Consider the following 12,678-nt stretch of genomic DNA (forward strand, 5'->3'; position numbering starts at 1 on the left):
AGGTTTGTAGAGCGCGTTGACACGCCCCCGGTGCTCTGGGAGACGTGGCCACGAGAGCGCGAGCGGAGACAGGAATGGACGAGGTCGAACCCGGCGAGCCGATACCGGGCGCGCCGCCCGTGCGCGCCGGTGACCTGCTGCGCCAGGCACGCGAAGCCCAGGGGCTGAGCATCGCCGAGGTCGGGCAGCGCACCCGCATTCCCCTGCGTCATCTCGAAGCGATCGAGGCGGGCGACTATGTCGGTCTGCCGTCGCCCACCTATGCGGTCGGCTTTGCGCGCGCTTATGCGCGTGCGGTCGGTGCGGATGCGGTCGCGATCGGGGCGATGGTGCGCGCCGAGGTCGATCTGCTTGGTCGCCGCATTCCCGAATATGAACCCTATCAGATGGCCGATCCCGCGCGGGTGCCGTCGCGCGGCGTGGCGATCGTCGGGCTGGGCCTGGCGCTGGCGGTGCTGATCCTGGTGGGACTCTGGTATGGAACCGACCTGTTCCGACAAGGCGCATCGGCTCCGGCTTCGGTCGCGAGTGCACCTGCCGTCGTGGCGCCCGTTCCCGCCGCGCGCCCCAGTCCCATCGCGCCCACCGGCGGCCAGGTGGTGCTGACCGCCCGGGACGAAGTGTGGATGCGCGTCTATGATGCCGACAACAAGACGCTGTACCTCGGCACGATGAAGCAGGGCGAATCCTACACCGTGCCCGCCGATGCCAAGGATCCGATGATCAACGTCGGCCGGGCGGACAAGCTGACCGTAACGCTGAACGGTTCAGCGGTGGCCCCGCTCGGCACGGGTGAGCATGCGATCAAGGACGTGAAGGTGAGTGGCGCCGCCATCGCCGCGCGCGCCGCCGGTGCGGCGCAGCCGACATCCGGCGCATCGCCGACGCCCACCGCTACGTCGTCTCCGACGCATGATGCCGGGCGGACGAAGACCGCGAAGCGGAGTGCGCCCGCCAAGCCCAAGCTGAGCGAAACGCAGCGCGCGAACCTCGATGCGGCGGCATCGCCACCACCGCCTGGAAACGCTTCGACGCCTTGAGGGTCTAGGACGTGTAAAGGCTGGCGACAGGCATCGGCTTGTCGCTATAGCGATGGCCTCATCGACACCGGGGGGTGTATCCCATGCGTAGCGTATTCTCGATCGTCCTGCTGGCCGGAACCGCGCTGATGCCGGTGGCGGCGAACGCCCAATCCAATGTCGAGGGCCGTGTCGGCAAGCTCGAGAGCGAGATGCGCGCGGTGCAGCGCAAGGTGTTTCCGGGCGGCGCGGGGCAGACGCTCCAGCCCGAGATCGTCGCCCCCGATCGTCCGCGCGGCGATCTGGCCGGCACGCCCGCCTCGAGCCCGCTGGCCGACGTGACCGCGCGCGTCACCTCGCTCGAACAGCAGATGGCGACGCTGACCGGGCAGAGCGAGCAGAACGGCTACAAGCTCCGGCTGCTCCAGGAACAGTTCGACACCTATCGCCGCGCCACCGATGCCCGGTTGGCGACGCTCGCGGCCGGCGCTTCGCCCGACGCCGGGCCGGCGGGGCTTTCCTCGCCCGACTCGCCCATGCCGCGCGACATGCCCACGCCGCGCTCGGCGAGCCCGCGCGCCACACGGGACGCACCGGCGCGGGACGATGCCGCGCCTTCGGCGATCGACCGGCCCGCGCGCGCCACCGGCGCGGCCTCCCGGCCGACACCCGTTTCCACCACGCCGGCGCGGGCGAAACTGGTCGATGCGGTGGAGCGGCCATCCAGCGGCGACACGCCCGAGGACGAATATCTCTACGGCTATCGTCTCTGGCAGGCCAAACTCTACCCGGAGGCCGAGGCGCAGTTGAAGAAGGTGGTGACGGATTATCCGAAGAACCGCCGCGCGAGCTATGCGCAGAATCTGCTCGGCCGCAGCTATCTCGATGACGGCAAGCCCAGCCTCGCTTCGATGGCCTTCTATGAGAATTACAAGAAGATGCCCGATGGCGAGCGCGCGCCCGAGAGCCTGTTGTATCTCGGCAAGGCGCTGATGACGCTGAAGAAGCCCGCCGATGCGTGCAAGGTCTATGGCGAACTCGACGATGTGTATGGCGCCAAGCTGTCTGCCGCGATGAAGGCGGACATGGTCAAGGGACGCGCCGCCGCCAAGTGCGGCTGACCTGAAGGCGAGGCGCGTGAGCACCGATACCGACCGCTTCCTTGCCGATCTGACGCGGGTGTGCGGTGAAATGCCGACGGGTCTGCTTCTCGCCGTCTCGGGCGGCCCGGACAGCATGGCGATGCTGGCGCTGGCGCACGGTGCCGGCGTGCCGGCCATAACGGTCGCGACGGTCGACCACCGGCTGCGCGACGAGTCGGTCGGGGAGGCGGCGATGGTCGCGGCGCAATGCGCGACGCTGGGGCTGCCTCACGCGACGCTCGTCCCCGATGCCCCGATCGAGGGTGCCAGCCTTCAGGCGCAGGCGCGTGCCGTCCGCTATGCGCTGCTCGCCGCGCAGGCGCGCGCGATCGGCGTGGCGTGCATCGCGACCGCGCATCATGCGGACGATCAGGCCGAGACGTTCCTGATGCGAGCGGCGCGCGGGGCGGGGCTGGCGGGGTTGGCCGGCGTTCGCGCCCGCACACCGATCGACGGGATCGCCGTCGTCCGCCCGCTACTCGAATGGCGCCGCGCCGAATTGCGCGCGATCGTGCGCCGCGCGGAACTGCCGTTCATCGACGATCCGTCCAACCACGATCTCCGCTACGACCGCACCCGATTCCGCGCGCTGCTGGATGCGAACGAGTGGCTCGATCCGCCACGGCTGGCGCGGTCCGCCGCCGCGCTCGCGGAGGCGGATGCCGACCTGCGGGCCGTGGCCCAATGGTTGTGGTCGACGCGCGCGCAGGGGCGGGAGGACGTCCGGCTTTCGGTCGAGGGCCTGCCGCGCGAACTGCGCCGCCGGCTCGTCCGCCGGGCGATCGGCGAGGTTCGCGCCGCCCATGGCATCCTGCGTCCCGAATGGTCCGATGCCGCCAACATCGAGTCGTTGCTCGACGCGCTGGAACGCGGCAGCCAGGCGACGCAGGCGGGGCTCGTGGCGAGCACGCGCGGCGAGACGTGGCGCTTCCGCGTTGCCCCGCCGCGTCGGGCGCATTGAGTGGCGGGCGCGTGCATCTGTTCCATTGCCATTAACCTGCGCGCGCTTATCTTGGGTGCTCGGAAAGGTACTCCATGAACGACAACGACAAGCCCGGCTCGAGCGACAATGGCGGCGGCGGGGGCAATCCCTGGATGAAGAGCCTGCTCATCTGGGTGGGAATCCTGCTTGCGCTGGCGATGTTCGTCACGATGTTCGACGGACGCTCGGCGACAGCCGGCGGCAACACGATCGCCTATTCGGCCTTCCTCGATAAGGTGGACGAGGGAACGGTCAAGGACGTCAACATCTCCAAGGACATCATCACCGGCACGCTGTCGTCGGGCGAGAAGTTCCGCGCCTATCCGATCTACGACGCCGGGCTGGTGCCCAAGCTGCGCGAGAAGAACGTGTCGATCTCGGCCAAGCCCGAGGATGTCCCGTCGATCTGGATGGTGCTGCTCTACCAGTCGTTGCCGTTCCTGCTGTTCCTCGGCATCGCCTTCTTCGTGCTGAAGCAGATGCAGAAGAATTCGGGCTCGGGCGCTATGGGCTTCGGCAAGAGCCGCGCGAAGATGCTGACGCAGAAGGAGGGCAAGGTTACCTTCGACGACGTCGCCGGTATCGACGAGGCGCGCGAGGAACTGGAGGAGATCGTCGAGTTCCTCAAGGACCCGACCAAGTTCGCGCGGCTGGGCGGCAAGATCCCCAAGGGTGCGCTGCTCGTCGGTTCGCCCGGTACGGGCAAGACGCTGCTGGCGCGCGCGATCGCGGGCGAGGCGGGCGTTCCGTTCTTCACCATTTCGGGTTCGGATTTCGTCGAGATGTTCGTCGGCGTCGGCGCGAGCCGCGTTCGCGACATGTTCGAACAGGCCAAGAAGAGCGCACCCTGCATCGTCTTCATCGACGAGATCGACGCCGTTGGCCGGCATCGCGGCGCGGGGCTCGGCAACGGCAATGACGAGCGCGAACAGACGCTCAACCAGTTGCTGGTCGAGATGGACGGGTTCGAGGCGAACGAAGGCATCATCATCATCGCGGCGACCAATCGCCCCGACGTGCTTGATCCCGCTTTGCTCCGCCCGGGCCGCTTCGATCGCCAGGTCGTGGTGCCGCGTCCGGATATCGAGGGCCGGATCAAGATCCTCGAAGTTCATATGAAGAAGACGCCGCTGGCGCCGGACGTCGATGCGCGCGTCATCGCGCGCGGCACTCCCGGCTTTTCGGGCGCGGATCTCGCCAACCTCGTCAACGAGGCGGCGCTGACCGCGGCACGCAAGGGCAAGCGCCTGGTCGCGATGGCCGAGTTCGAAGAGGCCAAGGACAAGGTCATGATGGGCGCGGAACGCCGCTCCATGGTGATGACCGACGACGAGAAGCGGATGACCGCCTATCACGAGGCGGGGCATGCGATCGTCTCGATCCACGAGCCCGCATCGGATCCGATCCACAAGGCCACGATCATTCCGCGCGGCCGTGCGCTCGGCATGGTGATGCGGCTGCCCGAGCGGGATAGCTACAGCTATCACCGCGACAAGATGTACGCCAATCTGGCGGTGTCGATGGGCGGGCGCGTGGCCGAAGAGGTGATCTTCGGTTACGACAAGGTGTCGAGCGGCGCGTCGTCCGACATCCAATATGCCACGGGTCTGGCGCGCGACATGGTCACCAAATGGGGCATGTCGGACAAGGTCGGGCCGGTCGAATATGCGCAGCCGGAAGGCGAGTCCTTCCTCGGCTATTCGTCCAGCCAGCCGGTGCGCATGTCGAACCAGACCGCGCAACTGATCGACGACGAGATCAAGACGATCGTCGAAGGCGGCCTCAACCGCGCCAAGCAGTTGCTGAGCGATCATATCGACCAGCTTCATACGGTGGCCGGTGCGTTGCTCGAATTCGAGACGCTGACGGGTGACGAGATCAAGCGCCTCATCGCTGGCGAGGACATCGGCCGTCCCGATCCGGGTGCGACGACGCGTTCGGTTCCGGCGGCCGGCACGTCGATCCCGAAGACCCGCCGTCCGCAGGGGCCGTTCGGCAACCCGGCGCCCGCCGGCGCGTGATGCCGTTCATGGCGGCGACACCTCGGTTTCGGTAATCACTGCCGAAACCGAGGTGGAGTGTTTTCGATGAAGATGATGGGTATCGCGGGGCTTGCGCTCGTTCTGGCTGCCGCGCCCGCGAGCGCGGCGATTACGGTGCAGAACTTTCTGACCCGCGCCGATGCGTTGAAGGCGCAAGGCCCCATGGCGCTGATGGCGCCCGACTTTCCTGTCCTGAAAGGCGAAGCGCAGGCGGCCACCGCGCAGCTCAAGGCGGAGCGCGATGCACGCAAGGCTGCGGGCAAGCCGCCGATCGCCTGCCCGCCGGAAGGTCAGTCGATCGGGATCATGCAGATGCTCGACGGCCTTGCCGCCTTGTCGCCGGCCGAAAAGCGGCTGCCGCTGAAGGACGGCTATGCCAAGGTCCTGGCCAAGACCTATCCCTGCCATTGAGCGGACGGCATGGGTCATGCTAGCCCGGCACGATGGATGTGGACGCCGTTGAACTGATCGCCGCCATGGCCGAGCGCGCGCGCATCGCTGCGGCAGTGCTCGCGACGATGAGCGACGCGGCCAAGGCGCGCGGCCTCGAGGCGGCGGCCGGTCGCGTGCGCGTCGCGGCGGCCGATATCCTCGCCGCCAATGCCGAGGATGTGGCGGCGGCGCGGACGGCCGGCCTGTCGGCGGCGCTGTGCGACCGGTTGACGCTCGATCCGGCGCGGATCGCCGCGATGGCGGACGCGATCGCGACGGTCGCGACGCTCGACGATCCCGTGGGTCAGGTGATCGACACGCGTACGCGGCCCAATGGGCTGATCCTCACGCGCACCCGCGTGCCGATCGGGGTAATCGGGATCATCTATGAAAGCCGGCCCAACGTGACGGCCGATGCGGCGGCCTTGTGCGTTCGTTCGGGCAACGCGGTGATCCTGCGCGGCGGAAGCGAGGCGGTGCGCAGCAACCGCGCGATCCACGCCGCGCTGGTGGAAGGGCTGGCAGCGGCCGGTCTGCCCGTCGATGCGGTGCAACTCGTGCCGATCACCGATCGCGCGGCGGTGGGCGCGATGCTGACGGCGGAGGGCGCGATCGACCTGATCGTACCACGCGGCGGCAAGAGCCTCGTCGCGCGCGTCCAGGCCGAGGCGCGCGTGCCTGTTCTCGCGCATCTCGACGGGATCAATCACGTCTATGTCGATGCCTCGGCCGATCCGGCGATGGCGGCGGCGATCGTGGTCGACGCCAAGATGCGGCGCACCGGCGTCTGCGGCGCGATGGAGACGCTGCTGATCGATCGCGCCTATCCGCATGCGTCGGCGTTGATCGCGGCGTTGTCGGCGGCGAGGTGCGAGGTGCGCGGGGACGCCGCGGTGTGCGCCATGGCCGATGTGGCGGCGGCGCAAGCGGCGGATTGGGACACCGAATATCTCGACGCGATCGCGTCGGTGGCGATCACCGACGGGGTCGAGGGGGCGATGGCGCATATCGCACGCCATGGTTCGCATCATACCGATGCGATCGTGGCGGAGGATGCTGCGGTGGCCGAGCGGTTCCTGGGGGGTGTCGATAGCGCGATCGTGTTGTGGAACGCGTCGACGCAATTCGCCGATGGCGGGGAGTTTGGGTTGGGGGCGGAAATCGGGATCGCGACCGGGCGCCTTCATGCGCGGGGCCCCGTCGCGCTCGAGGGCCTGACGACGTACAAATGGATCGGCCGGGGCAGCGGTCAGGTGCGCGGCTGACGCGCGCCGCCCTGTGCCGTACCATGGATCATCGGATCGCGCGTGACGCGCGTCGGGCTTCTCGGGGGATCGTTCAATCCCGCGCATGCCGGGCATCGCCGGATCACGCTGGCCGCGATCCACGCGCTGGCGCTGGACGAGGCGTGGTGGCTGGTATCGCCCGGTAACCCCTTGAAGCCCGAACAGGGCATGGCGCCGCTGGCCGCACGGCTCGCGTCCGCCCGCCGGATGGCGCGGCGGGCGCCGATCCGGCCGAGCACGATCGAGGCGCGGCTCGGCACGCGCTACACGATCGATACAATGCGCGCGCTCAAACGCCGTTACCCCAGGACGCACTTCATCTGGGTGATGGGGAGCGACAATCTGGCGCAATTCCATCGCTGGAAGGGATGGCGCGCCATCGCCCGCGAGGTTCCGATTGCGGTGATTGCGCGGCCGGGTTATGAAGGCCGCGCCTCCGCCTCACCAGCGGCGGGCTGGCTGCGGCGTTTCCGGCGACCCGCAGGCCAGGCGAACCGGTGGACGACGTGGGAGTTGCCAGCCTTCGTGCTGTTGCGTTTCCGTCCCGACCCCATGTCCGCCACGCAGGTTCGGGCCGGAAATCCTGCCTGGTTCCGGCAATTTCTGCCCGACGCACCACCCTAGGAGATCTCTTGGCCACTTCCCCCAATGCCCCCCGCGCGACCGACCCGGCCGAGGTGGAGGCGCTTCACCGCCTCGTGCTCGAAAGCCTCGACGACGATCAGGCGGTGGATGTGATCTCGATCCCGCTCGCGGGCAAATCGAGCATCGCCGATCACATGGTGATCGCGAGCGGTCGCTCGACGCGTCAGGTGGCGTCGATGGCGGGCAAGCTCGCCGAGAAGATCAAGGGCGAACTGCACCGCCAGACGCGGATCGAGGGCCTGCCCACCGCGGACTGGGTGTTGATCGACGCAGGGGACGTGATCGTTCACCTGTTCCGCCCCGAGGTGCGCTCCTTCTACAATCTGGAGCGGATGTGGGCGTTCGGCGATGCGCCGCCCGCGCCGGCGGCCATCTCGCAAGCCTGACGCGCAGCCGGCGATGCTGTTGCACATCGTCGCCCGCGGCCGGATCGCGCGATCGCCCGAAGGCGAACTGGTCGCCCGCTACATGAAGCGGATCGCGTGGCCGACGAAGCTGACCGAACTGCCCGACGCCGGCGGCAAGGTGCCGGCGGTCGAGCCGCAGACCAGGCGCGTGCTGCTCGACGAGACCGGCGAGACGCTGTCCTCGACCGCACTGGCGCGCCTGATCGGGCGCTGGCGGGACGACGGCGTCCGCGAAGCGCGGTTCGAGCTAGGGCCGGCGGACGGCTTCGACGATGCCGCGCGCGGTGAAGCCGATCTGCTGCTGTCGTTCGGCCGCGCGACCTGGCCGCATCTGCTGGCGCGCGCGATGCTGGCGGAACAGCTTTTCCGCAGCGTCAGCATCCTCGCCAACCATCCCTATCACCGCGAGGGGTGATGGACGCGGCCATCAGCGACCGGAAAGGTCGTTCCGCCGATCGTCCGGAGCTCGGCAGCGGCGGGCGGGGGCGGCTCCGCACCGCGATCGCGGCCATCGGCGCGGCGGCGGCGCTCGTGTCGGCCATGCCGATCATCGCACAATCGCCACTCGTCCAGGAACAGCGGCGCCTCGCCATCGCCCGCCGCGACGGAGCTGCCGCAGCGGCGCGGGCGGCAGTGCTTGAACGCCAGGCGGCCGGCGAGCGCGACGCGGCGCGCAAGGCGCGCGCCGACGAAGAGGCGCTGGCGGCCCGGGTCGACGCCGCCCAGGCTGATCTCGCCACGGCGAGCGCGCGCGTGGCGGTGACGGACCGTCTGCTCGCGGATCAGCGCGCGCGGCTGGGCGCAGCGCAGGTGCCGATCGCCCGGTTGCTCGCCGCGCTCGAATCGCTCGCCTCCCGGCCGATGATCGCCGCGGTCGCGCAGCCCGGATCGGTGGACGACCTCGTCCATGTCCGTGCCGTGCTCGGCAGCGCCGTGCCGGCCGTCAGGATAAAGACGCAAGGGGTGCGGACCGAGTTGGCCGAGACGCGGCGCCTGCAGGCCAACGCCGCGCTGGCGGCGCAGGTGCTACGCGATGGCCATGGCCGCCTGGAGCGCGAACGCGCCGCGCTGGCGTCGCTCGAGGCGCGGCATCGCGGCCGGGCACAGGCGTTGGGCCGAAGCGCGATCGGGGAATCGGACCGCGCACTGGCACTGGGCGAACAGGCCCGCGATCTGGTCGATCGGCTCGAGGAGGAGGGCAGCGCCCAGGCGGCCATCGCCACGCTGGAGACGCTGCCGGGACCATTGCCGCGGCCCGTCGCGCGGGGCGTCGTGCCGCCGCCGCGGCCCGCGGGCGCGTACCGGCTGCCGGTGACGGGGCGGCTGCTGACGGGGTTCGACGAGATCGCCGACGCCGGCTATCGCGCGCGTGGGCTCAGCTTTTCGGTCGCGGCTGGCGCGCCGGTCGTCGCGCCGGCAGCGGGGCGGGTGCGTTACGCGCGCGTGTTCCGCGGCTATGGGACGATCCTGATCCTCGATCACGGCGATGGCTGGACCAGTTTGCTGACCGGCCTGTCGCAAGCGAGCGTCGCGCCCGGTGCCATCGTCCGCGCCGGCCAGATCGTCGGCCATGCCGGCACGGGCCCAGATCCGCAGGTGGGCGTCGAGCTGCGCCGCCGCGGCCGGCCGATGGATATCGCCGCGCTGATTGGCTGATCTGCTCATCGCCCGTTCACCCCGAGGCTGCTTTGATCGCACCGACCAAAGCGGCTAGGGAGGGCGAACGCCATCCCGCCTGTCCAGGACTCCCTTGTGCCAAGACCGAAGTCGATGCCCCGTCCCCTGCTTGCCGCCACCGCGATCGTCGGCGCGCTCGCCCTCGTTCCGCTCGCCACCGCGGCGATGGCCGCTTCCGATACCGACACCTATCGCGAGTTCGATCAGTTCATCGACGTCTTCAACCGGGTGAAGGCGAACTATGTCGACAAGGTGGACGACAAGACGCTCATCAAGGGCGCGATCCAGGGCATGCTCGCGAGCCTCGATCCGCATTCGAGCTATGCCGACGCGCTCGATTACCAGAACCTCCAGATCATGACCGAGGGCAATTATGGCGGCCTCGGCCTCACCGTCACCATGGAAGACGGTGCGGTGAAGGTGATCGCGCCGCAGGAGGGGACGCCGGCCGCGCGAGCCGGCGTGAAGTCGGGCGACTATATCACGCATATCGACGGCAAGCTGATCTATGGCCAGTCGCTCGACGAGGCGATCGCGCTGATGCGCGGCAAGGCGGGCACCAAGATCACGCTGGGCCTCGTCCGCCCCGGTCGCGACAAGCCCCTCGACCTGACGATGACTCGCGAGGTGATCGTGCAGAAGCCGGTGAAGTGGGAGGTGCGCGGCGATGTCGGCTATATCGACATCAACACCTTCTCCGAACAGACCGGCGCCGACACCCGCGCCGCGATCATGGCGATCGACAAGTCGCTCGGGCATCGGCCGCTTGGTTACGTGCTCGATCTGCGCGAGAATGGCGGCGGCTTGCTGAGCCAGGCGATCGAGGTGAGCGACGCGTTCCTGGATCATGGCGAGATCGTCTCGCAGCGTGGCCGCGAGAAGACGGATATCGAGCGTTACTATGCGCATCCCGGTGACGATGCGCACGGTTTGCCCGTCGTGGTGCTGACCGATTCGGGCACCGCGTCCGCGTCCGAGATCGTGGCCGGCGCGCTGCAGGACCAGCACCGGGCGCTCGTGATGGGCGAACGCAGCTTCGGCAAGGGATCGGTGCAGACCTTGCTGCCGCTCGGCCCCGAGACCGTCCTGCGGCTGACCACGGCGCGCTATTACACGCCGTCGGGCCGCAGCGTGCAAGAAGGCGGGATCGAACCCGACATCGCGGTGCCGCAGATCAGCGATCCGGACTTCAAGACCAAGCCGGTGTTCCGCGAGGCCGATCTGCGCCGGCATCTCATCAACGAGATGAAGCCGGACAATGCGGTGCTGGAGGAGGACGCGAAGACCGATCCGCGCTTCTCGCAGACCGCCGATCAGTTGAAGAAGGCGGGCATCGTCGATTTCCAGCTCTATTATGCGCTGAAGACGGTCGCGCGGCTCGGCGGCGCGGCGCAGGTCGCGGCCGCGACCAAGCCGCCGGTCGCCTCGCCCGTGGTGCCCAAGTGACCGCCAATGAGCGAACGGCGCGCGGCCTCGCGCTGCTGCTCCCGGCCGCGTTGCTCGCGGGCGCCTGGGGCGGCCAGCTCTTCGGCGGGCTGATCCCGTGCGAGATGTGCCATTGGCAGCGCTGGCCGCATTATGCCGCGCTCGTCGTGGCGCTGCTGGCGCTGGCTGCCCCCTGGCCGCGGCCGGGTCGTTTCCTGGTGCTCGCTGCTGCCGTGTTGATCGCGATCAGCGGCGTGATCGGCGTCTATCAGGCGGGCGGCGAATATCATTGGTGGACGCTGCACACCGCCTGCACCGCGACCGCGCCGATCGTCGGCGCCACTGCGGCCGAGCGGCTGGCGTCGCTGATGGCCGCGCCGGTGATCCGCTGCGACGTGCCGCAATGGACGCTCTTCGGCATCTCGCTGGCGGGGTTCAACGCTATCCTGTCGCTGGGTGGGGCTGCGGTAATCGCGTCGCTCTTGAGGAAACCACGATGAACCGCTGGCGCCCCGGCGACCGGCGCGAGCCGACCGATGCGATGATCCGCGTCGATCAGGCGGGCGAATATGGTGCGACGCGCATCTATGCGGGGCAGCTCGCGGTGCTGGGCGACCGGCATCCCGCGGCGCGTGCGATCCATCATATGGCGGGTCAGGAGGAACGCCACCGCGCGTTTTTCGATTCGATGATCGTGCGGCGCGGCGTTCGGCCCACCTTGCTCCAGCCATTCTGGACGGTGGCGGGCTTCGCGCTCGGCGCGGTCACCGCGGCCTTCGGTCCCGATGCCGCTATGGCCTGCACCGCGGCGGTGGAAACCGAGATCGACAAACATTACGAGGAACAGATCGTCGCGCTGGGCGACAGCGATCCCGAACTTTCCGCGGCCATCGCCGATTTCCAGGCCGAGGAGGTGGAGCACCGCGAGCATGCGCTGGCCGCGGGCGCGGAGAACACGCCGGGCTATCCCGTGCTCAGCGCGCTGATCCGGCTCGGCTGCAAGGTCGCGATCGGAGCGGCCAAGCGAGTGTGATGGAGTGAACATGCGGAACCTGATCCTGATGGGGCTGGCGATGGTCGCCACGCCCGGCCTCGCGCAGCAGGTCGCCTTGCCGGGCGCCGCCAGACCCAAGCCGGTGATGCCGCCGGCCGAGATGGCGAAGGGAGCGCCGGTCAACGGCGTGCTCGTCCTCTATGGCAACCAGCGCTGCCCGACGAATACCGATGGTGACGAAGTCGTTGTGTGCGAGCGGCGCAGCGCGTCGGAACAGTTCCGCGTTCCCAAGGAGTTGCGCAATTTCCAGGTGACGCCCGAAAATGCCGCCTGGGCGGCCAAGGCACAGGCTACGCTGGACGTCGGCACCGGCGTGAACGGCGTCGGCAGTTGCTCGGCGGTGGGTGCGGGCGGCCAGTCGGGCTGCTTCGCCGTGCAGGGCCGCGCGACCCGCGCGCAGAACGCGGAACGTAAGGCGGCGCAGACCGAGGGGCAGTAGGGCTACCGGTGCTTGCGGTGGCCGGCCGAGCCGACTAGCCTTGCGCCCGACGTGACTGGCGAAGCGTGGAGCACCACGGGGGAGCGTCGCACGACCATGCCGCTCGCCTGGGTACCCGCTATGCCAAG

At 69.1% G+C, this 12,678-nt stretch carries 14 protein-coding genes and 1 riboswitch; all 14 genes read left to right on the forward strand.

All coding sequences use genetic code 11. The features are described from left to right. Positions 1-74 precede the first annotated feature (74 nt). The 14 genes from OXQ95_RS09550 to OXQ95_RS09615 all read left to right on the forward strand — a co-directional run bounded on the left by OXQ95_RS09550 (position 75) and on the right by OXQ95_RS09615 (position 12,550). Positions 75-1,040: a helix-turn-helix domain-containing protein gene (locus tag OXQ95_RS09550; RefSeq protein WP_242098240.1), complete on the forward strand. Its 966-nt coding sequence runs from the start codon at positions 75-77 to the stop codon at positions 1,038-1,040. Positions 1,041-1,123: 83 nt separating this feature from the next. After that, a complete protein-coding gene (locus OXQ95_RS09555) occupies positions 1,124-2,140 on the forward strand; it encodes a hypothetical protein (protein WP_267381340.1) in 1,017 nt (338 codons plus the stop codon). 16 nt (positions 2,141-2,156) lie between these two features. After that, positions 2,157-3,122 (forward strand): tRNA lysidine(34) synthetase TilS, encoded by a 966-nt coding sequence (tilS, locus tag OXQ95_RS09560; protein ID WP_267381341.1) that lies wholly within the window; start codon positions 2,157-2,159, stop codon positions 3,120-3,122. A gap of 74 nt (positions 3,123-3,196) precedes the next feature. Next, positions 3,197-5,164, forward strand: a complete 1,968-nt coding sequence (ftsH, locus tag OXQ95_RS09565) for an ATP-dependent zinc metalloprotease FtsH (protein ID WP_276588998.1) — start codon at positions 3,197-3,199, stop codon at positions 5,162-5,164. Positions 5,165-5,230: 66 nt separating this feature from the next. Continuing rightward, positions 5,231-5,596 (forward strand): hypothetical protein, encoded by a 366-nt coding sequence (locus OXQ95_RS09570; RefSeq protein WP_242098243.1) that lies wholly within the window; start codon positions 5,231-5,233, stop codon positions 5,594-5,596. Between the two features lie 32 nt (positions 5,597-5,628). Continuing rightward, complete coding sequence (locus OXQ95_RS09575; protein WP_267381342.1) at positions 5,629-6,882, forward strand: glutamate-5-semialdehyde dehydrogenase; 1,254 nt, start codon at positions 5,629-5,631, stop codon at positions 6,880-6,882. Between the two features lie 42 nt (positions 6,883-6,924). Then, positions 6,925-7,527, forward strand: coding sequence for a nicotinate-nucleotide adenylyltransferase (locus OXQ95_RS09580; RefSeq protein ID WP_267381343.1), 603 nt, complete (start codon positions 6,925-6,927; stop codon positions 7,525-7,527). A gap of 8 nt (positions 7,528-7,535) precedes the next feature. After that, complete coding sequence (rsfS, locus tag OXQ95_RS09585; RefSeq protein WP_242098245.1) at positions 7,536-7,934, forward strand: ribosome silencing factor; 399 nt, start codon at positions 7,536-7,538, stop codon at positions 7,932-7,934. Between the two features lie 13 nt (positions 7,935-7,947). After that, a complete protein-coding gene (locus tag OXQ95_RS09590; RefSeq protein ID WP_242098246.1) occupies positions 7,948-8,370 on the forward strand; it encodes a 23S rRNA (pseudouridine(1915)-N(3))-methyltransferase RlmH in 423 nt (140 codons plus the stop codon). Next, positions 8,370-9,611, forward strand: coding sequence for a peptidoglycan DD-metalloendopeptidase family protein (locus OXQ95_RS09595; RefSeq protein ID WP_267381344.1), 1,242 nt, complete (start codon positions 8,370-8,372; stop codon positions 9,609-9,611). Before OXQ95_RS09590 ends, OXQ95_RS09595 begins: the two co-directional genes overlap by 1 nt. A gap of 114 nt (positions 9,612-9,725) precedes the next feature. Then, positions 9,726-11,078, forward strand: coding sequence for a S41 family peptidase (locus OXQ95_RS09600; RefSeq protein WP_242098248.1), 1,353 nt, complete (start codon positions 9,726-9,728; stop codon positions 11,076-11,078). Continuing rightward, on the forward strand, positions 11,075-11,557 hold the full coding sequence (locus OXQ95_RS09605; RefSeq protein WP_242098249.1) for a disulfide bond formation protein B: 483 nt from the start codon (positions 11,075-11,077) through the stop codon (positions 11,555-11,557). Before OXQ95_RS09600 ends, OXQ95_RS09605 begins: the two co-directional genes overlap by 4 nt. Next, entirely contained in the window at positions 11,554-12,090 is a 537-nt protein-coding gene (locus OXQ95_RS09610; RefSeq protein ID WP_242098250.1) for a demethoxyubiquinone hydroxylase family protein, read from the forward strand. Before OXQ95_RS09605 ends, OXQ95_RS09610 begins: the two co-directional genes overlap by 4 nt. Before the next feature lie 10 nt (positions 12,091-12,100). Continuing rightward, the gene (locus OXQ95_RS09615; RefSeq protein WP_242098251.1) at positions 12,101-12,550 is read left to right on the forward strand and encodes a hypothetical protein; all 450 of its coding nucleotides are present in this window, start codon (positions 12,101-12,103) and stop codon (positions 12,548-12,550) included. 41 nt (positions 12,551-12,591) lie between these two features. Next, positions 12,592-12,670, forward strand: a riboswitch (ZMP/ZTP riboswitch). Positions 12,671-12,678: the final 8 nt, after the last annotated feature.

Origin of the sequence: Sphingomonas sp. GC_Shp_6 (assembly GCF_026540835.1) — a bacterium.
In the GTDB taxonomy this organism is placed as follows: Bacteria; Pseudomonadota; Alphaproteobacteria; order Sphingomonadales; family Sphingomonadaceae; genus Sphingomonas.